Below are 24,823 nucleotides of genomic sequence, written 5' to 3'. Positions count from 1 at the left end.
TAAAAAAATATGAGCATCACTTTATCTAATTCTGTATTCGAGTTTTTAAATAAGTTAGAAAACAACAATAATCGCGACTGGTTTAACGAAAACAAACCAGAGTTTAAAGCCGTGGAAAAAGAAGTTAAAACCTTTTATAATGCGGTTTTTAATAATTTAAATATGCACGACGAAGTAGATAAGCTTAAAATATTTAGAATTTATCGCGATGTGCGTTTTTCTAAAAATAAATTGCCGTATAAAACGCATTTTGGAGGATCGTTTCATCGTGTAAAACCCCAATTGCGTGGTGGTTATTATCTGCATTTAAAACCTAACAACGAAAGTTTTATTGCAACAGGATTTTGGGAACCTGCAAAAGAAGATTTATTACGTATTCGCAAAGAGTTTGAAATGGACGATCAAGAAATACGCGATATTCTCGCAAATAAGGATTTGAATAGTGTTTGGGGAAATTCATTTGTAGGCGACGAAGTTAAAACTGCACCAAAAGGTTTTAGTAAAGAACATCGCGCAATAGATTTAATAAAGAAGAAACAATACATTTTTACTAAAAACTTCACAGATAAAGAAGTTTTAAGTAATAATTTTATAGCTGAAGTAGATTCTGCTTTTAAAGCTGTTCGTCCGTTTTTCGATTATATGAGCGACGTGCTTACCACCGATTTAAACGGCGTATCGCTTATTTAATTTCTTGAATAACATATTTAGTTTGGTTAAATTCAAACGTATCATTTACCTTTTTATTTCTAAGTAATTGGCCTACTGGAGAACTTAAAGATATCGCATAAAATTCTTGATGTTCGCATTCAATTTTACCCAAGCTAATAGCAATATAAAAGGTAATGCTGTCAGTTTTTACAATACTACCCAAAACCGCTTCGGTAAAGTTAATATTGGTTTTAACAAGCTTTAAATAATCTTTAGTTTTAAAAGCATCATTTAAGTAGCTCATATTCTTTTCTAAATCATTAAAGAGCTTACCATTTCCTGAATCATCATCTTCATCCGATGATTTATCTGCTTCTTCTAAAGCTTCTTTTAGTAAATTAATTTCCTCTTTATAATCGCTAATACGTTTTTCTACACGTTTTACACAAACTTGTAGAAGTTGCTCTTTTAAAGTCATTAAAACTTAAATAGCTGTAAGCAGGTTAGGTCTCTCGAATAACTGAATATTACTCAGCAAACGTTCTTTTACAATATTCATCATACGCTTATTTAAAGCCGAAGAATTTTTAATGTAAAGCAAATATTCATCCGTAGTAAACTGCCCAATTACCATGCCTTTTAGCGAATTTCGAAACTTCATATCTTTATGTATGGCATTCTCAATATAATCGGTACGTTTTTCAAGTGTTAAACTGTAAAATACATTTTTGTGTTTTGCAATATAGTTTCTAAAAACTTCAATAAACAAATCATTTTGCAGTTTAATTACGGGTCGCAAAACTATATTTTGAAAACGCTCGTCAGAGCTCATATTGTCGTTAATAGTTGTGGTTGAAACATCAGGGCGAATGCGTTGGAGGTTTAAATCTCTAGTATTCATATTGAAGAGTTTTTAATAAAATTATAAATTAAACTCCCGTTAATGCGGCTACTTAATTTTAATTATTAACCACCTTATTAACAATTCATAATTCATATCTTTATTCAAAAAAATAAAAATGAAGTTTGGCAGTGTAGAAAACCCCGAAATTATTGATTTTACTTTACCTAACGATCATCCAGATACTAAGCGTGTATTAAATATAGTGAAAGATGATAATATTCCCGAAATTTATGTGGGTTGCGCCAAGTGGAATAGAGCCGATTTAAAAGGGTTTTATCCTCGTGGCACCAAAGACGAACTTGCATATTATTCTTCGCAATTTAATGCTATAGAATTAAACGCTACGTTTTATAGAATTTTTCCAGCAGAACAGTTTGCTACTTGGTACGATAAAACACCCGATAATTTTAAATTCTTTCCAAAATTGAATCAGGAAATCAGTCATTGGAAGCGTTTAAATGAAACCGATCAAGTTGTTGAAAATTATTTATACAATGCCAGTAATTTAAAAGAAAAGTTAGGCACTGTGTTTTTACAAATGCATAACAATTTTGCACCTAAAGATTTTGATAGGGTAGTTGCGTTTATTGAAAATTGGCCAAAAGAAATACCATTGGCGGTAGAGTTTCGTCATACCGATTGGTACAACGATAAGGCTGTGGCCGAAGATTTATTTCAGTTACTTGAAACCAATAACATTTCTAATATTATTGTCGATACCGCTGGCAGACGCGATTTAATGCACATGCGTTTAACTAATGCTACGGCGTTTGTGCGCTACGTTGGCGCAAATCATGAAAGTGATTACAAGAGGTTAGATGATTGGGTAGCCCGTTTAAAGACTTGGAAAGATCAAGGTATTAAAGAAATTGATTTTTTTGTACATCAAAACATTGAGAAGGAATCACCGTTATTATCTGCATATTTAATTAAGAAGATTAATAATGAAATGGGTTACAACCTAAAAATACCCAACGACGATAGTAACGGACAGCAAAATTTATTTTAAATCATATAAAACTTCAAAATATAAATCATGAGATTTCACACCAGAAAATGGATTAAACCTGAAGATTTAAACGCAAATGGCACGTTGTTTGGCGGACGATTACTAGAATGGATAGATGAAGAAGCAGCTCTTTATACGATTATTCAGTTAGAAAACAGAAAGGTTGTTACCAAATATATCAGTGAAATTGATTTTAGAGCTTCGGCACGCCAAGGCGATATTATTGAAATTGGTATCGATGTGGTAAAATTTGGTAAAGCATCACTTACTTTAAGTTGCGAAGTACGGAATAAAATGACAAGAGAAACCATCATTACCATATCCAATATTGTTATGGTTAACTTAGGTGAAGATGGAAAAGCCTTGCCACACGGGAAAACAAAGATAGAATACGTGTCTAACAGATTAAACAATGATTAAAAATTATTGCCAAATTTAAATATCTGTTGAAAATAATGCAGTTTATGCAATTTCTTTTGGTAATTTTATAAAAGTTACATAACAAATCCAACTAAAGTTTTAAATAAGTGTAATAAAACCTAAATTTGTTGACCTTTTTTTGAGATATTTTCATGTCTTTAAAAACAGTACAATTAAAATTTCTAAAAAAACTAATTATTATAATATGAGCAAAACGTTGTTTGACAAAGTATGGGATTCCCATGTTGTTAGAAAAATAGAAGATGGCCCAGATGTATTTTTCATCGATCGTCATTTTATTCATGAAGTTACCAGTCCTGTTGCTTTTGTTGGATTAAAAAGCCGCGGTATTGGCGTAATGTACCCAGAAAAAACTTTCGCTACAGCCGATCACAATACACCAACTTGGGATCAGCATTTACCAGTTGCCGATCCGTTATCAGCAAACCAGTTAGAAGCCTTAGCTAATAACGCTGCAGAATATGGTATCTCTCACTGGGGGTTAGGACATAGAAATAACGGAATTGTTCATATTGTTGGGCCAGAAAATGGTATTACGTTGCCAGGCTCTACTATTGTTTGTGGCGATTCACACACATCAACGCACGGTGCTTTTGGTGCTATTGCATTTGGTATTGGTACTTCGGAGGTTGAAATGGTATTGTCTACACAATGTATCATGCAACCTAAACCTAAAAAAATGCGCATTAATATTAATGGTGAATTAGGTTTTGGTGTTACTCCAAAAGATGTGGCACTTTATATTATATCGAAACAAACCACTTCTGGTGCTACGGGTTATTTCGTAGAATATGCAGGTGATGTTTTTGAAAACATGACCATGGAAGGTCGTATGACGGTTTGTAACCTATCTATTGAAATGGGTGCTCGTGGTGGTATGATTGCTCCAGATGAAAAAACATTTGAATACATAAAAGGAAGAAAACACACACCAAAAGGAGCCGATTGGGATAAAGCCATGGCTTACTGGGAAACCTTATACACTGAAGAAGGTGCTGAATTTGACGCCGAATTTACATATGATGCAGCCGATATTGAGCCAATGATTACTTATGGTACCAATCCAGGTATGGGTATTGGTGTTACTAAATCAATTCCTTTAGCTGAAAATGTTGAAGGTGGTATTGCGACTTACAAAAAGTCATTAGGCTATATGAAGTTTAATGAAGGGGAAAATATGATTGGTAAAACGGTTGATTATGTGTTCTTAGGATCATGTACAAACGGTCGTATTGAAGATTTTAGAGCATTCTGTTCTATTATTGAAGGTCGCCAAAAAGCACCAAATATTACCGCTTGGTTAGTTCCAGGTTCTCATAAAGTAGTCGATCAAATTAAAGAAGAAGGATTAGATAAAATTTTAACTGATGCTGGTTTTGTATTAAGAGAACCGGGTTGTTCGGCGTGTTTAGCAATGAACGATGATAAAGTTCCTGCTGGTAAATTAGCAGTTTCTACATCTAACCGTAATTTTGAAGGGCGTCAAGGTCCAGGTTCAAGAACGCTTTTAGCATCGCCATTAGTGGCAGCTGCTACCGCGGTTGAAGGTGTTGTAACCGACCCAAGAACGTTATTAGAATTAGTTTAATAGTAAAAAAGTAATAAAAGTTAATAAAGTTTATAGGTGTTTTAAAATGAAACATTCAAACTTTTAACTTTAAAACAATATAAAAAATGGCTTACGATAAATTTGAAGTTTTAACAAGTACAGCTTACCCATTACCAATTGAAAACGTTGATACAGACCAAATTATACCTGCTCGTTTCTTAAAAGCAACAGAGCGTAAAGGTTTTGGAGATAACTTTTTTAGAGATTGGAGATACGATTCTGAAGGAAATCCAATTGCAGATTTTCCTTTAAACGATGCTAAATATGCTGGTTCTAAAATATTAGTCGGTGGTAAAAATTTTGGTTCAGGATCATCAAGAGAGCACGCGGCTTGGTCGGTTTACGATTTTGGTTTACGTTGTGTAATCTCATCGTTTTTTGCAGATATTTTTAGAAATAACTGTTTAAATGTTGGGGTTTTACCAGTACAAGTGTCAGCAATTTTTGCTCAAAAATTGTTTGATGCCATTGATGCCGACCCAAAAGCCGAAATAAAGGTTGATTTACCAAATCAAACAGTAACTTTAGTGTCTACAGGCGAATCGGAATCTTTCGATATTAATGGTTACAAAAAAGGAAATATGTTAAATGGTTTTGATGATATCGATTATCTTCAAAGCATGAAAGAAGATGTAGCTGCTTTCGCAGAAACTAGACCTTTTTAATTCATATTTGTCAACCTGAATTTATTTCAGGTTCTTAAAAATATTGAGGACTAAACATTAATGAGTAAGAAACATATAGAAATTATGGATACGACACTGCGCGATGGTGAGCAAACCTCGGGCGTGTCGTTTTCTGCTTCAGAGAAATTAACCATTGCTAAATTACTTTTAGAGGAATTAAAGGTAGATCGTATTGAAATTGCTTCAGCAAGGGTGTCGGAAGGCGAGTTTCAAGCGGTAAAAAATATTACTAATTGGGCAAGTGAAAACGATTATTTAGATCATGTTGAAGTACTCACATTTGTGGATAATGGTATTTCAATAGACTGGATGATTGAAGCAGGAGCAAAGGTTCAAAACCTGTTAACAAAAGGCTCACTTAATCATTTAACTTATCAATTAAAAAAGACACCTAATCAACACTTTAGCGATATAAAAGAAAATATTGCCTTAGCCAAAAGTAAAGGTATTGAAACCAATATTTATTTAGAGGATTGGAGTAATGGTATGCGCAACTCTAAAGATTATGTGTTTGAATTTTTAGAGTTTTTAGCAACACAACCTGTTAAACGTGTTATGTTACCTGATACTTTAGGCGTTTTAACACCAAGTGAATCTTACGAGTTTATAAAAGAAATTAAAGATAAGTACCCCAATACTCATTTTGATTTTCATACACACAACGATTACGATTTAGGTGTATCGAATGCCATTGAGGGAATAAAAGCTGGTGCCGATGGTTTACATTTAACCATAAACGGCATGGGCGAACGCGCTGGTAATGCACCTATGGCAAGTACTATTGCTGTAATAAACGATTATTTACCAGATGTTACCATAAATGCCAACGAAAAAGCACTTTACACGGTGAGTAAGTTGGTCGAGAATTTTTCGGGTATTTTAATTCCTGCAAATAAGCCTATTGTTGGCGCCAATGTGTTTACGCAAACCGCTGGTATTCATGCCGATGGCGACAATAAAAACAACTTGTATTTTAGCGATTTAATGCCAGAACGTTTTGGTAGAAAACGCCAGTATGCCTTAGGAAAATCGTCTGGGAAAGCTAATATTCAAAAGAATTTACAGGAGTTAGGGCTTCAATTAAACGATGATGCGCTTAAAAAAGTAACCCAGCGTATTATTGAGTTGGGCGACAAAAAGCAAGTCGTAACAAAAGAGGATTTACCATATATTATTTCGGATGTTTTAGATAGAACTTACGAAGAAAAGGTAACTGTAAATAATTATGTATTAACACACTCAAAAGGTTTAAAACCATCAACAACGGTTTCTATTACTATTGAAGGAGAAACGTTTGAAGAAAATGCACAGGGCGACGGACAATTTGATGCTTTTATGAATGCTTTGCGTAGCATTTTTAAGAAAAAGAAAATGGTTTTACCTGCATTAATTGATTATGCAGTACGAATTCCACCAGGAAGTAACTCGGATGCTCTGTGTGAAACTATAATTACTTGGAAATCGGACACTAAAGAGTTTAAAACACGTGGTTTAGATTCCGATCAAACAGTTTCAGCAATTATAGCTACAGAAAAAATGCTAAATATTATTACTAACTAAAAGTTTATTGTTAGTAATACAGCGCGTTAGGGATTGCAGCGACATCCTTTTTTTGTCAGTTCGAGTGTTTTACGAAGTATGAGTAAAATGTATCGAGAACAGCTCAAAAAAAGATATAGCGAAAAGCCCGACCCTATGTGGGTAACGCCCAAATTATAGACAAATTAATAAATAGATAAATAAACTAAAATGAAATTAAACATAGCCCTTTTAGCCGGAGACGGGATAGGACCAGAAGTTATAGATCAAGCCGTAAAAGTTAGTGATGCGGTTGCTGAAAAATTTGGACATGAAATTAACTGGAAACCAGCTTTAACTGGTGCTGCCGCTATTGATGCCGTTGGCGAACCTTATCCAGATGAAACTCACGAAATCTGTGCATCGTCTGATGCGGTTTTATTTGGAGCTATTGGTCACCCAAAATTCGATAACGATCCTACTGCAAAGGTGCGCCCAGAGCAAGGGTTATTAAAAATGCGTAAAAAATTAGGTTTGTTTGCTAACGTGCGCCCAACATTTGTTTTTCCGTCGTTATTAGATAAATCGCCTTTAAAAAAGGAACGTATTGAAGGGACTGATTTGGTGTTTTTCCGAGAGTTAACTTCAGGGGTTTACTTTGGTGAAAAAGGTAGAAAAGACGATGGTAATACAGCTTTCGATACCAATATGTATACCAAAGAAGAAATTACGCGTTTGGCTAAAAAAGGTTTTGAAGCGGCTATGCAACGCTCGAAAAAATTATGTTGTGTAGATAAAGCAAACGTTATGGAAACATCGCGTTTATGGAGAGAAACTGTACAAGGTATGGAAAAAGATTACCCAGAAGTAGAGGTAAGCTACGAGTTTGTTGATGCTGTAGCCATGCGTTTGGTACAATGGCCAAAAGATTACGATGTATTAATTACCGAAAACTTATTTGGTGATGTTTTAACTGATGAAGCTTCTGTAATTTCGGGTTCTATGGGATTAATGCCATCGGCATCTTTAGGAACTAGCATTTCGTTATTCGAGCCAATTCATGGGTCTTACCCACAAGCGGCCGGTAAAAATATTGCAAACCCAATGGCAACGGTGTTATCTGCTGCTATGATGTTTGAAAACTTTGGTTTAGCCGAAGAAGGTAAAGTTATTCGTGAAGCCGTAAATAAAGCTTTAGCTGAAGGTATTGTTACTGAAGATTTAGCTGAAGGTGGAAAAGCTTATGGTACTACCGAAGTTGGCGATTGGTTAGCTAAGAATATTTAAGAAAATAAAGAAAAAACATAAGGTAAACCTGGTAGCTTATTGAAGTTATCAGGTTTTTATTTTTTCTGAAACTTTAATCGGGTATTTTTTTATAAAATCGGGAAAAACCATGTAATATACCTTGGTGTGTAAATTTTGAATAACTACAAATTTGTTTTCAAATAAAAATTGATCTTTGGTAATGTTATTTTCTTTAGCTTCTTCAACGGGTATTAAATTACACTCGGTTAAACCAGCAACATTTTTTATTACATAATACAAGCCTAAAGCTTTAAATCGCCCAAGTATTACTTGTTCTGGTTTAAATATATTTCGTCTAATTTTAAGTTTATAAAATGGGTTTGATGTTGCAGGAACTAGTTCGTATTTTTTAGCTCGTTTTAAAGTACGTCTATACACTTCTAAACGGTTATTAACATCGGCTTCATCTAAATTAGTTATTGGTTGAGAGGCTTGTTTTAGCTGGACTATTTTTATACTGTCATCTTGAGCTAAATCTTTGTATAACAAAGTTTTTTGATAAAAAGGTGTAATACGCTTAATGTATTTATCTGGTCCTGTAACTATAAATTTCTCGGCGATTAATTCATAAACATATGGCGATTTTCCTTCGCTTTTAACCAATGCTTGGTTTCTAACTTCGCTAAATATAAAATCGTAATCTTGAGCAGGTAATGTAAGACAGTTAACAAAAAACAAACCCACTATATAAAAAACAGGTGCTTTTAAAATATTATATCGCAACATAAGCTATTTGGGTAGTTTAGATTTGGATTGCTGTTACTAACAAATATATATAATTAGTTTAAAAATAAGGTGTTGCGTTTTTTGTAAATTAAGATTTGAAAGTAATTTTTTCGATTAAAAGTGGAATTATCTTTAAAAAGAAGAAAAGAAGAAAAGAAGAAATAATAAAAAAAGCTGACTAAAGAGATTTTAATTCTTTAGTCAGCCTATTTTAAAATGATGAAACTTTAGAGTTATAGGTTAAATTAAATGCTTAACTCATTAAATAAAGTTTTAATTTTTTCGCTTGATGGTCTTGGTGCATCGGCAGAAACAATGTTCCCATCAGGGTCGATTAAGATAAAACGAGGAATACCGTTTATTTTATAGTTTTGAACAAAATCTGTTTGCCATCCATTTGGCGATAATATTTGAATGCCGCCAAGCGCTTTATCTGCAATCATTTTTTTCCAACCGGCTTTGGCTAATTCGGCAGATTCTTCCTTGGTATCTGCTCTATAGCCTCTGCCATCATCAACCGAAAGGCTTACAAATTGAATGTTTTTATCGTGGTATTCTGCTTCTAATGCTTTTAAAGATGGGATTTCGGCTTTACACGGCCCGCACCAAGTTGCCCAAACATCTACATAAACATATTTTCCTTTTAAATCGCTTAACGATGTGGTACCACCTTTTACATTCTCGAAATTCTCGAAAGTAGGCGAGGGCGCCCCTTTTGGTAAAGCTTCTTTTAAAGCAATCCCTTGAGCTAAATATCGCTTGTACGAATTTAGCATAGGCTCTAAACTTTTGTTTAAGTTGTTTGTAATTAAGGTATCAATATTTGAATTGGCTGTGTAAAAATCAGATAATTTTGTTTTTATACCGTTTAACTCTGTTTCGAGAGCTTCCATATTTAATTCGCCAAGTGCATCAATATCCAATAATTCTTCTTGCATCAAGGCATTTTTAGCTAAAAATGTACTGTGTTCAGCGCCAGAACCAGTGAATGTAATGGATTCATCGAACTCCTTTGTGTCTAAAGCAATATCAATTTCAAATCCGTTTTTAAGGAATATATTTGTAGATTCTGCACCATCAAAAAGGTTGTAAATCCCAGGTTCAACTTTTAAAGTATCGCTAAACGTGCCGTCATCGTTAACTTTAATAGTTTTAGAATAAGTTCTTGTTCTAATTAATAGTGAGTCGCTGTTTTTATCGGTGATTTTCCCAGAAAGGGTAACATAATCTTTGGGTTCTTGCTTGCAAGCGATTGCAGCTAAAGCAAATGCACCTAAAAGAATTTTTTTCATATTGTTTAGAGTTTTAGTTTTTAAAGGTAATTATTATGTGTAGGAAAACTATTTTTTTAATAAACATTAACATTGTAGTATCGAATTACTAAACTTTAAAAACCAAATCTTCATATTTGGCTATTTCAGGAATAATATCGAGTGCAAATAACTCCTTTTGGGTTTTCATTACTGTGTCCTTATCAATTAAATGTTGCGACCATTCGGTAATACTTAGCCATTCCTGTACATCTTCTAACTGCTGCTCGTAACGGTTTGCAATGGTTTTATCGATACTAGGTATATCTTTAAAATCGAGTGTAGTGTTATTAATGATGTCTAAAATGGCTTTTAATTCCTCAGGGTTATTCTCAATAAACTCTTCACGCGCCGCAATTACAAAGCAAGGCCAAGGTGTAGGGCAGTCGCCTATGCGTCTAAATGTACCATCATCAACTAGCGGTTTTGTTGTAAATTTCTCCCACATAAAATAATCGGCTACACCTTCCGTTAAGCCTTTTACGGCTCCATCTAAATCTTTTATAACTTCAAAATTTAAATCGGTTTTTAAATCCCAGTTATGATTTTCGGCATTTATATAAGCCATTAAATGTGATCCTGAACCGTAACGACTAATAGCAGCTCGAGTTCCTTTTATATCTTCAATGCTCTTAAACGACGAGTTTGCTGCCACATGAATACCCCAAACTAGTGGTGTTTGCACAAAAGTTTGTACAATTTTACTTGGGTTTCCATCTATAATATCTTTGATAATACCTTCGGTAAGAATTACGGCTAAATCTATTTCTTTGTTGCGTAATGCTTTACACATAGCACCTGTGCCACCGTAGTAATCGTGCCAACGTAAATTTATATTTTCCTCTTTATATTCGCCGTTTTTTAATGTTAAATACCAAGCTAAATTAAAGTGTTCTGGCACGCCGCCAATGTTTATTTTCTTCATTAAAACCGTAATTAGATTTGTTCTACAATCGTATTTAGTGTGTAAAGTATTAATTCTTCTATAACTTTTGATGGATTTTCACTAAAAGTTCCGCTTGGGCGATTCGCTATAATGGCATTTAGTGAAATGGCTTGATGCCCTAGAAGTGCAGCTAACCCATAAATACCAGAGGTTTCCATTTCTAAATTTGTAATTTTCAAATCTTTAAAATTGAATTTTTCTAATTTAGAATTAATTTCTGGATCTTGAATAGGCAAACGTAATACACGACCTTGCGGGCCATAAAAACCATTGGCAGTTACTGTAATACCTGAAAAAGTGTTGGTGTTTGAAAATATTTTGAAAAGCTTTTCACTAGATTTTATTGCAATGGGTTTTGATTTGTTTTTGTGCCATTGCGTTTGTTTAACAAATTCATTTTCGATAGATGAGTTGTTTATTTTATCCGTAATGTAATACTGAAGCGTGCCGTTTATATCCAAACCATATTCGCTAACTAAAACCGAGTTTACAGGAACTTCCTTTTGTAACGAACCAGAAGTTCCTACACGAATAATATTTAAGCTTGTAAGTGTTTTTTGGGGTTGTCTAGTTTGTAAATCGATATTAAAAAGCGCGTCGAGTTCGTTTAAAACAATATCAATATTATCGGAGCCTATTCCTGTTGAAATCACCGAAATACGTTTGTTTTTATAATACCCCGTTTGTGTTTTAAATTCGCGTTTATGGGTTGTAAATTCTATTGAATCGAAATGGCAAGTTACTTTTTCAACACGATCGGGATCGCCAACAAAAATTATGGTTTTAGCAACATGTTCGGGTTTTAAATTTAAATGATAAACACTGCCATCGGGATTTAATATAAGTTCAGATTCTTTAATAGGCATTTAAAGCAGATTTGATTAGCTTATTTTCGGTTTTGCTAAATTGATAATTTAAACGTTCTACGCCACCGTAATACATGTTGTCGTTAACCTCGTTTGAAACATTGTATTTGCCTAGTAAAGCTTCGTAACCTTTGCGAGTTAATTCAATTTTGGTATTTCCTACTTTGTAAAACAAATTGAGTTTATCAATAATTCTCGACATTTGTAAATCACCAAAACCATAGTAACCTTGGTAGTTTAAAGCATAGCCTAACAAGTGGTTTTTAGATTTAATTTCTTCTTCTTTAATAATTTTTAAAATATTTGTTTCTAAAATATTTAATCCTGTTTTGCTATCTGGAAAGCGCTCTAAATGAGCTTTTAAACAATTGTTTAAATATTTGAAGGACGACGATTTTACTATAAATGGCTTTAATAAATTATGATCGATACCACAATAAATACCCCAAACTGTTGTTGCTAAATCAATGTCTTCTGGGGTTAATAGCGTTTTGTTTTTGTAGTGTTTTTGTAATTGTTTGCTGGATAGTTCCGATAATCCTTTTAAATCTTTTTCGCCTTCAATTCTTCCGCTGCAAACTAAATAAATAGGAAGGTTAATTTTTTTCTGTTGTAATAAACTTATGGCTGCAACCATGTTTATATGGCAAAATAAATCGTATTCAAACCACAACACAATTTCGGAATAAGCATTGGTGTTATCAAGTTTTCCTAACTCTGAAAATATCCTATCTTCATCCACTTCAATATCGTAGGTTTCATCAAAAAAAGTTTTTCTTTTTTCTAAAAACTCCTCCGAATAAATAAATTCTTGAGTAGGCCCTTCGCAAAGCATTTCGTGCCATACTAGAATATCTCCTTCAATATTTAAATCGGTTAAAACTTGGGTTAATGCATCTCCGTTTGTAATGTGTAGTTGTTTTTTACTCATAATTTAGCCTCCAACGCGCTTTACTTTAAAGCCTTTATTTTTAAGAATAGACATGATTTTATCGCGATAATCACCTTGAATAATAATTTTATCATCCTTAAAACTACCGCCAACACTAAGTGCTGTTTTAATTTCTTTCGCTAGTTGTTTAAAGTCTTCGGTGGCTCCGGTGTAGCCTTCTAGTATAGTGGTTGGTTTGCCTTTACGTTTTTCGTATTTGCAAATTATAGGCTCGTCTTGCATCCAAATATCAGACGAATCATCTGTATTCGATGGGGTTTCTTCGGGTGTGTGGTCGGGGAATAAGTTTTTTAGCTGGTCTTGTAAATCCATAAATATTTACTTTTTAATAAGACCAAGCTCAATTAAACGCTCGGTTAAAAATTCGCCAGCAGTAATATCGTCGAATTGTTTTGGGGTATTGTTATCTACACAACTATCTAAAACATCTAATTTCATGCTACTAATTGGGTGCATAAAAAACGGGATAGAATAGCGCGAAGTTCCCCAAAGTTCTTTTGGCGGATTTACAACTCTATGAATTGTAGATTTTAATTTATTGTTAGTATGGCGCGAAAGCATGTCGCCAACATTTATCATAAGTTCATCGGGTTCGGCAATGGCATCAATCCATTCACCTTTATGATTTTGCACCTGTAAACCTTTACCTTGTGCGCCCATTAAAAGTGTGATTAAATTAATGTCGCCATGCGCGGCAGCACGCACTGCTTCTTTTGGTTCTCGGGTAATTGGTGGATAGTGTATTGGGCGTAAAATTGAATTTCCATTGTGTATATAAGCATCAAAATAGGTTTCTTCTAAACCTAAATGTAATGCTAAAGCTCGTAAAACATATTTTGCTGTTTTTTCAAGCATTTGGTAAGTTTCTTTACCTACTTTATTAAATTCTGGCAATTCATCAACAATAACATTATCAGGATATTCTGCTTTTAAAGTATCATTATCTTCAACATACTGTCCAAAATGCCAAAATTCTTTTAAATCGCCTTCTTTTTTTCCTTTAGCACTTTCTTTACCAAACGATACATAACCACGTTGACCACCAATACCTGGAATTTCGTATTTCTGTTTGGTTTCAACTGGTAATTCAAAAAAGTTTTTTACTTCGCTATAAAGTCTTTCAACTAAATTATCATCTAAAAAATGCCCTTTTAAAGCTACAAAACCTATCTCTTCATAGGCTTTTCCAATGGCATTAACAAACTGTTGTTTTTTATCGGGATCGTTAGAGGTAAAATCTTTTAAATTTACACTAGGTATGCTATTCATCTGAAGTTTTTTAAAATACGTGTAAATACAAATGTACGAAAACAATCGAATTTTTTAATGCCCGTAAATTAATTATCATTTTTACAATTTATAGTATATTTGATTGTATTCCTTGTTAATATTTAAAGATTTAATTGTTAAATATTTATGAACTTCAAAAAACACAACCTTTCTCATTCTGTTTTAATAGACTTGTATAAAAACATGCTGAAGCCTCGATTAATAGAGGAGAAGATGCTTGTTTTATTGCGACAAGGAAAGATAAGTAAGTGGTTTTCGGGTATTGGGCAAGAAGCCATTTCGGTAGGTGTTACGATGGCTTTAAATACTGATGAATATATTTTACCCATGCATCGGAATTTAGGAGTTTTTACAACGCGAAACATTCCGTTAAAGCGTCTTTTTGCACAATGGCAAGGTAAAGCCTCTGGGTTTACCAAAGGGCGCGATAGGTCGTTTCATTTTGGAACGCAAGCATTTAAAATTGTAGGCATGATTTCGCATTTAGGCCCTCAATTAGGCGTTGCCGATGGTATTGCTCTGGCGTCTAAGCTTAAAAAATTAAATACGGTTACCGCTGTTTTTACTGGTGAAGGCGGTACAAGCGAAGGCGACTTTCACGAAGCTTTAAATGTTGCTTCGGTTTGGCAGTTACCAGTTTTGTTTTGCATTGAAAACAACGGTTATGGCTTGTCAACACCAACAAACGAACAATATAATTGCGAACATTTAGCTGATAGAGCTTTAGGTTACGACATGGAAAGTCATATCATTGATGGTAATAACATTGTTGAAGTTTTTACAATGGTAAGCGACCTTGCTAAAAGTGTTCGGGAAAATCCGCGACCAATATTACTAGAGTTTAAAACTTTTAGAATACGAGGACATGAAGAGGCGAGTGGTACCAAATATGTTCCTAATGAGCTTATAGAAGCGTGGCGTGCTAAAGATCCTATTGAAAATTTTAGAAATTATTTATTTGAAGACACCATTTTAAATGAAGACTTAGAGTTAGAAATTGTTGAAGCTATTTCAAATGATATTGAAGCTAATTTACAGCTGGTTTTTGAGGAAGAGGAAATAAAATCTACTATAAGTGATGAGTTAAGTGATGTGTTTAAAAACGCTATATATCAAGAATGTAAGCCTGATATAAACACAAAAAGTATTCGGTTTGTTGATGGTGTAAAAGAAGGATTGAAACAAAGTATGGAACGTCATAATGATTTGATTATTTTGGGGCAAGATATTGCTGAATATGGTGGTGTTTTTAAAATAACCGAAGGTTTTGTAGAACAATTTGGTAAAGACCGTGTTAGAAATACACCTATTTGTGAATCTGCTATAGTTGAAACCGCCATGGGCTTGTCAATAGTCGGAATGAAAGCGATTGTAGAAATGCAATTTGCCGATTTTGTCTCGTCTGGATTTAACCCAATAGTAAATTATTTAGCAAAAAGTTATTACCGTTGGCAACAAGAAGCCAATGTGGTTATTAGAATGCCATGTGGTGGCGATGTTGGTGCTGGCCCATTCCATTCGCAAACTAACGAAGCTTGGTTTACCAAAACACCAGGTTTAAAAGTGGTTTATCCAGCGTTTCCATACGATGCAAAAGGCTTGTTAAATACCGCTATTAATGACCCAAATCCAGTGTTGTTTTTCGAGCATAAAGCGTTATACAGAAGTATTCGGCAAGATGTACCAACAAATTATTACACCTTATCATTTGGAAAAGCGAGCGCTATAAAAATAGGGGACGATATTACCATAATTTCATACGGTGCAGGCGTACATTGGGCTTTAGGTACTTTGGAGGCTAATCCTGAAATTTCAGCAGATTTAATAGATTTAAGAACACTTCAACCCTTAGATATAGAAGCTATTTTTACTTCGGTTAAAAAAACAGGAAAAGCAATTATTTTACAAGAAGACTCACTATTTGGAGGGATTGCAAGCGATATTTCTGCTATAATTATGGAACATTGTTTTGAGTTTTTAGATGCGCCTGTTAAACGTGTGGCTAGTTTAGAAACGCCCATTCCGTTTGCAAAACCGTTAGAAGATCAATATTTAGCTAAATGCAGATTTGAGGAAGCCTTAAAAACACTATTAGCGTATTAAACCAATGAAAATACTATACGTTATACTTTTAATTAGTCTGTTTTCGTGTGAAAACCCAAAACAAAAGACACCAACTTTTGAGGATGGATTTAGTTGGAATTCGGCTATGGTAACTGCGACGGCTTATAATTCGCTAAGCTATCAAACCAACTCTAACCCGCACATAACAGCTTTTGGGGATAGCTTAAAACCAGGTTTAAAGTATATTGCTGTTTCACGAGACCTTTTAAAACGAGGCTTAAAACATAATACTCCAGTTAAAATTGAAGGTTTAACTGGAGTATTTTGGGTTAAAGATAAAATGCATTCGCGTTGGAGAAATCGCATTGATATTTATATGGGCGTAAATGTAGATTCTGCCAAACAATGGGGTAAAAAGCGCGTTTGCATAGATTTTGGGTTACCTAAAAACCAAGAGTAATTTACTTTGTTTCTGCTTCAGAAAGTATAAACGGATACGCTTCTTTAACTTGATTTAGTTCCGATTTGCTTAAATCTTCAGGTAGTTTATTAAATTTTTGTTTACTATAATTACTCCTTAAAACATAATATGCTTTCGATAATTCGTTTTGTACTTCAATAAACTTATCATAAGTTGTTAAATCGCTAACTTGAAGCGAAATAACGGCTTTATTAGGGTTGTCTGAAGCTTTTGGGTTTTGTTTTCCATTACAATAACTGCAGGATTTATCACCATTGTTATCAATAAAATCCATGACTAATGGTTGTAGTTCGTCAACCTTAATTCGGTTATTTTGTAGCATTAATTCATCTTTTTCATTAATTAAAATGGTCAAGATGTTTCGGTCTGCTATAACCGCATTGCAGTCTCCCGTAGGGCAATCTTTAGGTAATTGCCTATTCAATCCTTCATCGGACGAAATAGTTGCAGTAACCAAAAAGAAAATGAGTAATAAAAATGCAATATCGGCCATTGAGCCTGCATTTACTTGTGGCGATTGTTGTGAATGTCTCATGTAATTAAAGTTTAAAATGTTAATAAAAACTTAAATCACAAAAATGATACCACAAGTTAGTGTGCGTAACGCTTCGAGCCTTTCCAAACACCGTTATTATTAAAATAAAAATTAATAGAACGGTTGTTTGTAAATTCTTGATGTTGGGTAAGTTTGTTTAACTTACGCGAAAGATTAATAATAGCTTTCATTTTGATTGATTGATTGATTGATTGATGAAATTTAGATGTTTTATCTGTAACGTCTTCTATTGTTCCAAGTGTTACTTTTTGTTCCGTTTAAAGTTGCAGTTAATTGGTTGTTGTTTAAAGTTCTCATAATTTTTCGTTTTTTAATTAATTGATTTATACATAGAAGACGATAAAATGAGGAAATTGTTACAAGAAAAAATTTAAATCAATTTTTAGGTTAAAAAAAGAAATAGTTAAGATTATTTATTTTTTTATAATTTAGGTACAATTATTGTTAAACAGATACTAAAAGTTTATTGGCTTTTCGCTTAATGATTAATAAATAAATATATTTGAAGCCATTATTAAATTGTTTTCTAGAATTTATGACATCTAAATACATTTTAATTTTTATTTTATTGTTTTCGTTATCTGTTAATGCTCAAATAGATAGTAAACAAAAATCTGTTGCTATTCCTGCTGTTGAGAGTAAGAAGGATTCTGCAACAACAAATGTATTTTCAAGCACCAACCCAAAATCAAACCCTCAGTTTCGTTTAAATACCCCTAAAGTTTCACCTAATTTAGAATTACCTAAAAAAGAATTTTCAATGTTTCCTGAGGAAGAATTTGGGAATCCTGGAGAACTTTATAGTGATAATTTAAAAAGGTTAAATAAAGAAGTATTACCAGAAGGTCATGGCGAGTTTTCGGGCTTAAAAGAAGATGCTTATTGGGGTGATTATAAAACTAAATCGGAATATGTACAAGTGCTATACCGCGATTATGGGCGTGTAGATGGCGATGTTTTACGTATTTTGGTTAACGACGATATTATTAAATCTGCAGCCTATTTAGGTGATGGATATTCTGGTTTTAAACTAAAATTAATTGATGGGTTTAATAAAATAGATTTTTATGCGGTAAACGAAGGTGAATTTAAACCTAACACCGCAGCCTATAAAATCTTGGACCAATGGGGTACTATTATTTCTAAAAAAGTATGGGCATTGGCCCAAGGTGTTAAAGTAACTATTATTGTTGTTAAGGAATAGTTATCGCATCAATTTGTTTTAATTCATCTTCTGTAAAATTCAAATTATTCAACGCTTTAATATTCGTTTTTAATTGCGCCGACGAACTCGCTCCAATAAGTACCGAAGCCACTTGTTTTTGTCTTAAAATCCAAGCAATTGCCATTTCAGATAATTTTTGATTTCTATTTTGAGCAATTTCATTTAATTTCTGAATTTTTTCAATATTACTATTCACGGTATCTTTTTGTAAATAGGTTAAATTTTTAGCAGCTCTAGAGTTTTCTGGAATACCATGCAAATACTTATCGGTAAGCATACCTTGTGCTAAAGGCGAAAAGGCAATGCAGCCAACACCATTATCTTCTAAAGTATCGAGCAACCCGTTTTCAACCCATCTATCAAACATCGAATAGCGTGCTTGGTGCAGTATAAAAGGTACTTTAAGTTCTTTTAATAATTTTGCGGCTTCAGCTGTTTCGGTAGGTTTGTAATTAGAAATTCCAACGTAAAGAGCTTTTCCTTGTCTAACAATATCGGCTAATGCCACCATGGTTTCTTCTAAAGGTGTGTCTGGATCTGGTCTGTGATGATAAAAAATATCAACATAATCGAGTCCCATACGCTTTAAACTTTGGTCCAAGCTTGCCACTAAATATTTTCGTGATCCTAAATTACCATAAGGCCCAGGCCACATATCATAACCTGCTTTGGTTGCAATAAAAAGTTCATCTCGGTAACTTTTAAAATCATTCTTTAAAATAGTTCCAAAATTTTCCTCTGCCGATCCATATGGTGGCCCATAATTATTGGCTAAATCGAAATGTGTGATACCCAAATCGAAAGCGGTTCGTAAAATTTCTCTTCCGTTTTGCAAACTATCTACAAAGCCAAAATTATGCCATAACCCTAGAGAAATAGCAGGCAAAAGCACGCCACTTTTTCCTGTTCTGTTATAGTTAATTTGTTTATAGCGATCGGGATTGGCTTGATAATTTAGTGCTCCCGATTTATCATTTATTTCCATAATTTAATTTAATTGAGAAGTAAAAATATAATAAGTATTTAAATTTTTATACCTAAAATACGCTTAATAAATTTTTGAGTCGTTTTAAACTTAATAAAGCATTCACTTACAAAGTAAAACATTCGTAAAGATTTTATGTAAATACCATAAGTTTCAATAAAATCCATATTTAACCTAAATATTACTTTAATAAACCCTTTAAAGATGTTATTTTTGCACGTCAGTAAATTGTAAATATGTCCGTTTCAAAAACAGAATTAGAAGAAAGAAAAACAGGAAAAGACCTTTATAGTTATCAAAAAGGCGCTATAAATAAGATTTTTACAGCTTTTGAAGAATCTCCTTCCGATTACCATTTACTTTACCAATTACCAACAGGTGGAGGTAAAACGGTTATCTTCTCTGAAATTGTTAGACAATACCTAAAACACCATAAAAAGAAGGTTATTGTTATGACGCATCGTATTGAGCTTTGTAAACAAACCTCGAAAATGCTAACCGAATTTGGTGTAGTAAACAAGGTGGTAGATAGTAAAGCCAATTTAAGCGATCAAGCCGATTACAGTTGTTTTGTAGCGATGGTTGAAACCTTGAATAATCGTTTAAACGACAATAAATTAGATATTTCGGATATTGGTTTAGTAATTATTGATGAGGCGCATTACAACTCATTTACCAAGCTATTCAAATTTTTTAGTCAGTCGTTTATTTTAGGTGTTACAGCAACGCCATTAAGTTCTAGCATTGAATTACCTATGACAGACAATTACGACGAACTTATTGTAGGTGAAAGTATAGAATCGTTAATTGAAAATGGTTTTCTTGCTCGTGCAGAAATGTTTACCTATAATGTTGGTTTAACATCGCTGGTTGTTGGTGCTAATGGTGATTATACTGTAAAATCATCGGAAGATTTATATACCGATAACGACATGCTTACCAAGCTATTGCAAGCTTACGAAGAACGCTCGAAAGGTAAAAAAACGCTTATTTTTAACAATGGTATAAACACCTCATTGCATGTTTATGACACATTTCGTCGCGCTGGATATCCAATAGCACATCTCGATAATACCAATACCAAAAAGGAACGTGCCATGATATTAAAGTGGTTTAAAAAAACACCCGATGCTATTTTAACATCGGTAAGTATTTTAACCACAGGTTTTGATGAACCAAGTGTTGAGAGTATTATTTTAAACCGTGCTACAAAATCGTTAACCCTTTATTACCAAATGATTGGTCGTGGTTCGCGTATTTTTAATGATAAAAAGACCTTCTCGGTGATTGATTTAGGAAACAATTTCCATCGATTTGGACCATGGGGCGACGACCTCGATTGGCAACGTATTTTTAAATCGCCAAACTTCTATCTCGATAATATTTTAAGCGACGAAGAACTTGAAAGCAATTTTAGATACGAGATGCCAGATGAATTACGTGCAGAATTTGCAAATTCTAAAGATGTGTATTTCGATGTTCAAAAAACCTATGTCGACTCTATTAGAAGTGGCGAATCATCAAAAGTGGTTTTAGAACGATCGATTGAGCACCATGCTAAAATTTGTATTGAAAATAGTGAAGATGTTTATGATGCTTTAGCTTTAGCCAAAAAATTAGGAGATGATATCGATTTTAGAATTGGTCGTTACACCAAATGTATAAGTAAAAGCACCTTTAATTTTGTGGAGTGGTTAAAAGGTGATTATCGAAAAAAGCTAAATTCATATTTACGAAATAATTTTGACGAGGTGTTTGAAGCTATTCATGGCTACCCACCAGAAGATTAATTTATTTCTTCGTTTTCCCAACTAACCATAAAATAAGCTTTAAATTAGCATTTTATTTAAGCAGCATATGCGTGTTTCTCGTAAAACCGTTTCTATAATTTTAGCCTTTTTTGCTATTTACGTCATTTGGGGCTCTACGTATTTACTTAACAAAATAGCCGTTACGCAATTACCGCCTTTTAAAATTGCAGCTATAAGGTTTACCATGGCTAGTATTATCATTTTTATTATTGCAAAAGTTTTAAAAATTGATATTTCCATTACTAAAAATCAGCTTAAAAATACTGTTGTTGCAGGTTTTTTGTTTTTAACTTTTGGAAATGGTGTCGTGGTTTGGGCTTTAAAATATGTTGATAGTGGTTTTGCAGCTTTAGAAATTTCGGCGCAACCACTTGTGGTACTTATTTTAATGCGAATACTTCAAAAGAAAAAAATATCTGCCATGTCTTATATTGGGGTTGTTTTAGGTTTTATAGGTATTTATTTATTGGTAAGCCAGAAGCAACTTATTAGTCAGGATAACCAAATAATAGGCATGATTATGATTTTTGTTTGTATGATAAGTTGGGGTTATGGTAGTTTATTTGTTGGTAAGGCCGATTTACCTAAAAACTCCTTTGTAAATACGGCATATCAAATGCTTTCGGGAGGCGTTATGCTTATAATTTTAAGCTTTTGTTTTGGCGAAACTTGGTCGTTGCCTACACAATGGCATACCGATGTGCAATGGGCCTTATTCGGATTAATTGTTTTTGGTAGTACCATTGCTTTTACAGCTTTTAATTATTTACTTAAAGAAGTCTCGCCCGAAAAAGTAGCTACAAATACTTATGTAAACCCTATTATAGCTTTAATATTAGGTTGGTACATTTTAAACGAACAAATTACCGCACAGTCTGTAATTGCTGCCATTGTTTTATTAACTGGCGTTTACTTTATTAATACGAAACGTAAATTTAAACCACGAAGTATTGGACGTTAAATCAGCAATAAAATTCATGCTTATAAGTACATTTTCATTTGCTTGCATGAATAGTACCGTTAAGTATTTATCTGGAATAGGAGCATACCAAATTGTGTTTTTTAGGTCTTTAGGATCTTTGTTTTTTACGGTACCATTTCTCTTAAGAAACAATATTTCTCTTTTAGGAAATAATAAAGTTTTACTGGTATTAAGAGGCATGGTTGGGGTTACAGCCATGACACTGTTCTTTATGTCTACTAAATATTTGCCTATTGGTACAGCCGTAACATTGCGCTATATGGCGCCAATATTCGCATCGTTTTTCGCAATTTTTTTATTGAAACAAAAAATGAAGCCGCTACAATGGTTGTTTTTTGCTCTGGCATTTTCAGGGGTTTTAGTTTTAAAAGGTTTTGATTCTCAAATAAATAATCAAGGGTTGCTTTATGTTTTTATGGCCTCTATTTTTAGTGGTTTGGTTTATGTAATTTTAAACAAAATAGGAAAAAGTGAACACCCAGTGGTGGTAGTAAATTATTTTATGGTAATCGCCACTATTACAGGAGGTATTTTAACCATTAATACTTGGATAAATCCTGTTGGCACCGAATGGATTTTATTAGCGTTACTCGGTGTTTTTGGATATTTTGGACAAGTTTATATGACAAAGGCTTTTCAAGTAGCGCAAACCAATCAAGTGGCGCCTTTAAAATATATTGAAGTTATTTTTACACTACTATTTGGGGTGCTTATATTTGCTGAAATATATACAATTTGGAGTTTATTAGGTATGGCTTTAATTATTGCCGGACTCATTTTAAATGTGATATACAAAACTAAACTGGATAAGAAAAAATGAAAGTACCTGGGCGCATAAATAGTATTCGACGAAAAATTATGCATCGCATAACTAAAAACGTTGGCAAATCGTATAAAACACCAACTGTTGATGCTTCAAAACCGTTACCTATAAAAAAAGTTCTAATTGTTCGCCCTAATCATAGGCTTGGGAATCAATTACTATTAACGCCCATTGTACAGGAAGTTGTAAATACTTTTCCCGATTGTAAAATAGATTTATTTGTAAAAGGTGGCGTAGCTGTACCTGTATTTCAAAATTACGAAGCGGTAAATAAAATTATTCAGTTACCCAAAAAGCCATTTAATCATTTAATTAAGTACGCCATAACTTGGGTTTCTGTTAAACAAAAACGTTACGATTTAGTTATAAATGGAGATACAAATTCTTCATCGGGGAGATTAATAACGAATATTAGTAAAGCTAAGTTTAAAGTTTTTGGCGAACATTACGAGGATATAGCTGAAAAACATAGCGATTATAGGCATATTTCTAAGAAACCAATTTATAATTTGCGTCGATTTTTGGAACATTTAGGTTACCAAAAAAATGACAGTGAATTACCTGTTTTAAATTTAAAATTGAATGCTGAAGAAATTGAAAACGGCAAAGCTATTTTAAATGGCATAGTAAAAAATAACAAGAAAACCATTTGTATTTACACTAATGCGACTGGAGGAAAATGTTATTCTGAAGATTGGTGGAATACTTTTTATGAAAGATTATTAAAGGAATATTCAAACTACAACATTATTGAAATGCTTCCGATTGAAAACATTTCGAAAATTAATTTTAAAGCACCTCATTTTTACAGTAAAGATATTCGTGAAATGGCAGCGATCATTAAAAATACTTCAGTTTTTATTGCTGCCGACAATGGTGTTATGCATTTAGCTAGCGCGAGTTTAACACCAACAGTTGGTTTATTTGCACCAACCGATTTAACAGTTTATGGGCCTTACGGAAACCAAAATGTTGCCATCAATACAAATGAAACAACTATTGACGATTGGATTGCCGCAACAAACAATATTTTAAATTAGTTTAGCAAATCATTAAGATATTTATAATTAATCATTCAACTAAATTTTGTATTTTAAATGAAAAATTTAGTGCTATGAAATGGTTTAATTATTCTACTTTGGTGTTTGTTTTACTGGTTTTTTCCTGTAAATCATCAAAAAATACAGCGAGTGACGCTCAAATAAAAGCTTTAGCTAACTTAGTTGAAAATAAAACCTTTTTTATTGAATCTAATTGGGCATATCCGCAGACTACAAACGCGATGCAGCAAGTTTTAAATTCGGGAATTTTACAACCTGGTAGTAATGCCAATAGTATTAATTTAGTTGGTAATTCTAATTTTTTAAAAGTTTCTGGCGATAGTATTTATTCGTATTTACCTTATTTTGGTGAACGCCAAATGCAAGTAGCTTATGGCGGTGGTGACAGTGCTATAGAGTTTAATGGTATTATGGAAAATTATAAAATTGTTAAACGAAAAGATCAAGGTTACAATATAACTTTCAACGCTAAAAGTAATGCCGAAAGTTTTAATGTTTTTATTACTCTCTGGCCTAGTTTAAAGAGTAACATGTCCTTAAATAGCGCATCAAGATTTCCTATTAGATATTCTGGTGATGTTATAGAAACTGCAGAATAAGATATTTTGTTAAAGAAATA

27 protein-coding genes are annotated in these 24,823 nt (G+C 33.2%); 15 read left to right on the top strand and 12 right to left on the bottom strand.

Annotated features, from left to right (window positions below):
• Window positions 1–9 precede the first annotated feature (9 nt).
• Window positions 10–690, top strand: coding sequence for a DUF2461 domain-containing protein (locus PK35_RS07815; RefSeq protein WP_044626150.1), 681 nt, complete (start codon window positions 10–12; stop codon window positions 688–690).
• Here PK35_RS07815 and PK35_RS07810 read toward each other — a convergent pair.
• Window positions 683–1,129, bottom strand: coding sequence for a hypothetical protein (locus tag PK35_RS07810; RefSeq protein ID WP_044626149.1), 447 nt, complete (start codon window positions 1,127–1,129; stop codon window positions 683–685). The genes PK35_RS07815 and PK35_RS07810 overlap by 8 nt on opposite strands.
• Window positions 1,130–1,135: 6 nt before the next feature.
• The gene (locus tag PK35_RS07805) at window positions 1,136–1,552 is read right to left on the bottom strand and encodes a hypothetical protein (RefSeq protein ID WP_044626148.1); all 417 of its coding nucleotides are present in this window, start codon (window positions 1,550–1,552) and stop codon (window positions 1,136–1,138) included.
• Between the two features lie 118 nt (window positions 1,553–1,670).
• Here PK35_RS07805 and PK35_RS07800 point away from each other — a divergent pair, with 118 nt between their 5' ends.
• The 6 genes from PK35_RS07800 to leuB all read left to right on the top strand — a co-directional run bounded on the left by PK35_RS07800 (window position 1,671) and on the right by leuB (window position 8,105).
• On the top strand, window positions 1,671–2,564 hold the full coding sequence (locus PK35_RS07800; RefSeq protein WP_044626147.1) for a DUF72 domain-containing protein: 894 nt from the start codon (window positions 1,671–1,673) through the stop codon (window positions 2,562–2,564).
• 27 nt (window positions 2,565–2,591) lie between these two features.
• Entirely contained in the window at window positions 2,592–2,984 is a 393-nt protein-coding gene (locus PK35_RS07795) for an acyl-CoA thioesterase (RefSeq protein ID WP_044626146.1), read from the top strand.
• Window positions 2,985–3,189: 205 nt separating this feature from the next.
• On the top strand, window positions 3,190–4,593 hold the full coding sequence (gene leuC / locus PK35_RS07790; protein ID WP_044626145.1) for a 3-isopropylmalate dehydratase large subunit: 1,404 nt from the start codon (window positions 3,190–3,192) through the stop codon (window positions 4,591–4,593).
• A gap of 86 nt (window positions 4,594–4,679) precedes the next feature.
• On the top strand, window positions 4,680–5,279 hold the full coding sequence (gene leuD / locus PK35_RS07785) for a 3-isopropylmalate dehydratase small subunit (protein WP_044626144.1): 600 nt from the start codon (window positions 4,680–4,682) through the stop codon (window positions 5,277–5,279).
• Between the two features lie 60 nt (window positions 5,280–5,339).
• A complete protein-coding gene (locus tag PK35_RS07780) occupies window positions 5,340–6,860 on the top strand; it encodes an alpha-isopropylmalate synthase regulatory domain-containing protein (RefSeq protein ID WP_044626143.1) in 1,521 nt (506 codons plus the stop codon).
• 189 nt (window positions 6,861–7,049) lie between these two features.
• Window positions 7,050–8,105 carry a 3-isopropylmalate dehydrogenase gene (gene leuB, locus PK35_RS07775; protein WP_044626142.1) on the top strand — a complete coding sequence of 352 codons (1,056 nt, stop codon included), beginning with the start codon at window positions 7,050–7,052 and terminating at the stop codon, window positions 8,103–8,105.
• 48 nt (window positions 8,106–8,153) lie between these two features.
• Here the strand turns inward: leuB and PK35_RS07770 are convergent, their stop codons facing one another.
• From PK35_RS07770 to PK35_RS07740, 7 genes are all read right to left on the bottom strand, one after another.
• Window positions 8,154–8,852 carry a hypothetical protein gene (locus PK35_RS07770; RefSeq protein ID WP_131474401.1) on the bottom strand — a complete coding sequence of 233 codons (699 nt, stop codon included), beginning with the start codon at window positions 8,850–8,852 and terminating at the stop codon, window positions 8,154–8,156.
• 245 nt (window positions 8,853–9,097) lie between these two features.
• Window positions 9,098–10,144 (bottom strand): TlpA family protein disulfide reductase, encoded by a 1,047-nt coding sequence (locus PK35_RS07765; RefSeq protein WP_044626140.1) that lies wholly within the window; start codon window positions 10,142–10,144, stop codon window positions 9,098–9,100.
• 88 nt (window positions 10,145–10,232) lie between these two features.
• Window positions 10,233–11,087, bottom strand: coding sequence for a substrate-binding domain-containing protein (locus PK35_RS07760; RefSeq protein WP_044626139.1), 855 nt, complete (start codon window positions 11,085–11,087; stop codon window positions 10,233–10,235).
• Between the two features lie 11 nt (window positions 11,088–11,098).
• Window positions 11,099–11,974 (bottom strand): nucleoside phosphorylase, encoded by an 876-nt coding sequence (locus PK35_RS07755; RefSeq protein ID WP_044626138.1) that lies wholly within the window; start codon window positions 11,972–11,974, stop codon window positions 11,099–11,101.
• Window positions 11,964–12,905, bottom strand: a complete 942-nt coding sequence (locus PK35_RS07750; RefSeq protein WP_044626137.1) for a DUF1835 domain-containing protein — start codon at window positions 12,903–12,905, stop codon at window positions 11,964–11,966. The genes PK35_RS07755 and PK35_RS07750 overlap by 11 nt, the downstream gene beginning before the upstream one ends.
• Window positions 12,906–12,908: 3 nt before the next feature.
• Window positions 12,909–13,238: a translation initiation factor gene (locus PK35_RS07745; RefSeq protein ID WP_044626136.1), complete on the bottom strand. Its 330-nt coding sequence runs from the start codon at window positions 13,236–13,238 to the stop codon at window positions 12,909–12,911.
• A 6-nt stretch (window positions 13,239–13,244) separates the two neighbouring features.
• A complete protein-coding gene (locus PK35_RS07740; protein WP_044626135.1) occupies window positions 13,245–14,195 on the bottom strand; it encodes an isopenicillin N synthase family dioxygenase in 951 nt (316 codons plus the stop codon).
• A gap of 147 nt (window positions 14,196–14,342) precedes the next feature.
• Between PK35_RS07740 and PK35_RS07735 the strand changes: the two genes are divergently transcribed.
• Together PK35_RS07735 and PK35_RS07730 are read left to right on the top strand one after the other, a co-directional pair.
• A complete protein-coding gene (locus PK35_RS07735; RefSeq protein ID WP_044626134.1) occupies window positions 14,343–16,319 on the top strand; it encodes an alpha-ketoacid dehydrogenase subunit alpha/beta in 1,977 nt (658 codons plus the stop codon).
• Window positions 16,320–16,323: 4 nt separating this feature from the next.
• Window positions 16,324–16,740, top strand: coding sequence for a 3D domain-containing protein (locus PK35_RS07730; RefSeq protein ID WP_044626133.1), 417 nt, complete (start codon window positions 16,324–16,326; stop codon window positions 16,738–16,740).
• Between the two features lies 1 nt (window position 16,741).
• Here PK35_RS07730 and PK35_RS07725 read toward each other — a convergent pair whose 3' ends face one another.
• Complete coding sequence (locus PK35_RS07725; RefSeq protein ID WP_044626132.1) at window positions 16,742–17,296, bottom strand: ExbD/TolR family protein; 555 nt, start codon at window positions 17,294–17,296, stop codon at window positions 16,742–16,744.
• Between the two features lie 56 nt (window positions 17,297–17,352).
• A complete protein-coding gene (locus PK35_RS17955) occupies window positions 17,353–17,487 on the bottom strand; it encodes a hypothetical protein (protein ID WP_262509287.1) in 135 nt (44 codons plus the stop codon).
• A gap of 365 nt (window positions 17,488–17,852) precedes the next feature.
• Between PK35_RS17955 and PK35_RS07720 the strand changes: the two genes are divergently transcribed.
• Window positions 17,853–18,521, top strand: a complete 669-nt coding sequence (locus PK35_RS07720) for a hypothetical protein (RefSeq protein ID WP_044626131.1) — start codon at window positions 17,853–17,855, stop codon at window positions 18,519–18,521.
• Here the strand turns inward: PK35_RS07720 and mgrA are convergent.
• Window positions 18,511–19,527, bottom strand: coding sequence for an L-glyceraldehyde 3-phosphate reductase (mgrA, locus tag PK35_RS07715; protein ID WP_044626130.1), 1,017 nt, complete (start codon window positions 19,525–19,527; stop codon window positions 18,511–18,513). The two genes, PK35_RS07720 and mgrA, sit on opposite strands and share 11 nt — an antisense overlap.
• A 236-nt stretch (window positions 19,528–19,763) precedes the next feature.
• Here mgrA and PK35_RS07710 point away from each other — a divergent pair, with 236 nt between their 5' ends.
• The 5 genes from PK35_RS07710 to PK35_RS07690 all read left to right on the top strand — a co-directional run bounded on the left by PK35_RS07710 (window position 19,764) and on the right by PK35_RS07690 (window position 24,803).
• Window positions 19,764–21,317, top strand: a complete 1,554-nt coding sequence (locus PK35_RS07710; RefSeq protein ID WP_044626129.1) for a DEAD/DEAH box helicase — start codon at window positions 19,764–19,766, stop codon at window positions 21,315–21,317.
• A 67-nt stretch (window positions 21,318–21,384) separates the two neighbouring features.
• The gene (locus tag PK35_RS07705) at window positions 21,385–22,299 is read left to right on the top strand and encodes an EamA family transporter (protein WP_044626128.1); all 915 of its coding nucleotides are present in this window, start codon (window positions 21,385–21,387) and stop codon (window positions 22,297–22,299) included.
• Window positions 22,289–23,140, top strand: a complete 852-nt coding sequence (locus PK35_RS07700; RefSeq protein WP_238320900.1) for a DMT family transporter — start codon at window positions 22,289–22,291, stop codon at window positions 23,138–23,140. Before PK35_RS07705 ends, PK35_RS07700 begins: the two co-directional genes overlap by 11 nt.
• Window positions 23,137–24,183 (top strand): glycosyltransferase family 9 protein, encoded by a 1,047-nt coding sequence (locus PK35_RS07695; RefSeq protein WP_044626127.1) that lies wholly within the window; start codon window positions 23,137–23,139, stop codon window positions 24,181–24,183. Before PK35_RS07700 ends, PK35_RS07695 begins: the two co-directional genes overlap by 4 nt.
• A gap of 74 nt (window positions 24,184–24,257) precedes the next feature.
• On the top strand, window positions 24,258–24,803 hold the full coding sequence (locus PK35_RS07690) for a DUF4251 domain-containing protein (protein ID WP_044626126.1): 546 nt from the start codon (window positions 24,258–24,260) through the stop codon (window positions 24,801–24,803).
• The last annotated feature ends 20 nt before the right edge of the window (window positions 24,804–24,823 follow it).

The organism is Neotamlana nanhaiensis, from assembly GCF_000943555.1.
GTDB lineage: Bacteria > Bacteroidota > Bacteroidia > Flavobacteriales > Flavobacteriaceae > Neotamlana > Neotamlana nanhaiensis.
This window is presented reverse-complemented; position numbering and strand designations above follow the sequence as displayed.

Excerpts from the sequence above, each read along its gene's own strand:
- PK35_RS07815 (WP_044626150.1), top strand. The coding sequence starts at position 10 with ATGAGCATCACTTTATCTAATTCTGTATTCGAGTTTTTAAATAAGTTA.
- PK35_RS07810 (WP_044626149.1), bottom strand. The coding sequence starts at position 1,129 with ATGACTTTAAAAGAGCAACTTCTACAAGTTTGTGTAAAACGTGTAGAA.
- PK35_RS07805 (WP_044626148.1), bottom strand. The coding sequence starts at position 1,552 with ATGAATACTAGAGATTTAAACCTCCAACGCATTCGCCCTGATGTTTCA.
- PK35_RS07800 (WP_044626147.1), top strand. The coding sequence starts at position 1,671 with ATGAAGTTTGGCAGTGTAGAAAACCCCGAAATTATTGATTTTACTTTA.
- PK35_RS07795 (WP_044626146.1), top strand. The coding sequence starts at position 2,592 with ATGAGATTTCACACCAGAAAATGGATTAAACCTGAAGATTTAAACGCA.
- leuC (WP_044626145.1), top strand. The coding sequence starts at position 3,190 with ATGAGCAAAACGTTGTTTGACAAAGTATGGGATTCCCATGTTGTTAGA.
- leuD (WP_044626144.1), top strand. The coding sequence starts at position 4,680 with ATGGCTTACGATAAATTTGAAGTTTTAACAAGTACAGCTTACCCATTA.
- PK35_RS07780 (WP_044626143.1), top strand. The coding sequence starts at position 5,340 with ATGAGTAAGAAACATATAGAAATTATGGATACGACACTGCGCGATGGT.
- leuB (WP_044626142.1), top strand. The coding sequence starts at position 7,050 with ATGAAATTAAACATAGCCCTTTTAGCCGGAGACGGGATAGGACCAGAA.
- PK35_RS07770 (WP_131474401.1), bottom strand. The coding sequence starts at position 8,852 with ATGTTGCGATATAATATTTTAAAAGCACCTGTTTTTTATATAGTGGGT.
- PK35_RS07765 (WP_044626140.1), bottom strand. The coding sequence starts at position 10,144 with ATGAAAAAAATTCTTTTAGGTGCATTTGCTTTAGCTGCAATCGCTTGC.
- PK35_RS07760 (WP_044626139.1), bottom strand. The coding sequence starts at position 11,087 with ATGAAGAAAATAAACATTGGCGGCGTGCCAGAACACTTTAATTTAGCT.
- PK35_RS07755 (WP_044626138.1), bottom strand. The coding sequence starts at position 11,974 with ATGCCTATTAAAGAATCTGAACTTATATTAAATCCCGATGGCAGTGTT.
- PK35_RS07750 (WP_044626137.1), bottom strand. The coding sequence starts at position 12,905 with ATGAGTAAAAAACAACTACACATTACAAACGGAGATGCATTAACCCAA.
- PK35_RS07745 (WP_044626136.1), bottom strand. The coding sequence starts at position 13,238 with ATGGATTTACAAGACCAGCTAAAAAACTTATTCCCCGACCACACACCC.
- PK35_RS07740 (WP_044626135.1), bottom strand. The coding sequence starts at position 14,195 with ATGAATAGCATACCTAGTGTAAATTTAAAAGATTTTACCTCTAACGAT.
- PK35_RS07735 (WP_044626134.1), top strand. The coding sequence starts at position 14,343 with ATGAACTTCAAAAAACACAACCTTTCTCATTCTGTTTTAATAGACTTG.
- PK35_RS07730 (WP_044626133.1), top strand. The coding sequence starts at position 16,324 with ATGAAAATACTATACGTTATACTTTTAATTAGTCTGTTTTCGTGTGAA.
- PK35_RS07725 (WP_044626132.1), bottom strand. The coding sequence starts at position 17,296 with ATGAGACATTCACAACAATCGCCACAAGTAAATGCAGGCTCAATGGCC.
- PK35_RS17955 (WP_262509287.1), bottom strand. The coding sequence starts at position 17,487 with ATGAAAGCTATTATTAATCTTTCGCGTAAGTTAAACAAACTTACCCAA.
- PK35_RS07720 (WP_044626131.1), top strand. The coding sequence starts at position 17,853 with ATGACATCTAAATACATTTTAATTTTTATTTTATTGTTTTCGTTATCT.
- mgrA (WP_044626130.1), bottom strand. The coding sequence starts at position 19,527 with ATGGAAATAAATGATAAATCGGGAGCACTAAATTATCAAGCCAATCCC.
- PK35_RS07710 (WP_044626129.1), top strand. The coding sequence starts at position 19,764 with ATGTCCGTTTCAAAAACAGAATTAGAAGAAAGAAAAACAGGAAAAGAC.
- PK35_RS07705 (WP_044626128.1), top strand. The coding sequence starts at position 21,385 with ATGCGTGTTTCTCGTAAAACCGTTTCTATAATTTTAGCCTTTTTTGCT.
- PK35_RS07695 (WP_044626127.1), top strand. The coding sequence starts at position 23,137 with ATGAAAGTACCTGGGCGCATAAATAGTATTCGACGAAAAATTATGCAT.
- PK35_RS07690 (WP_044626126.1), top strand. The coding sequence starts at position 24,258 with ATGAAATGGTTTAATTATTCTACTTTGGTGTTTGTTTTACTGGTTTTT.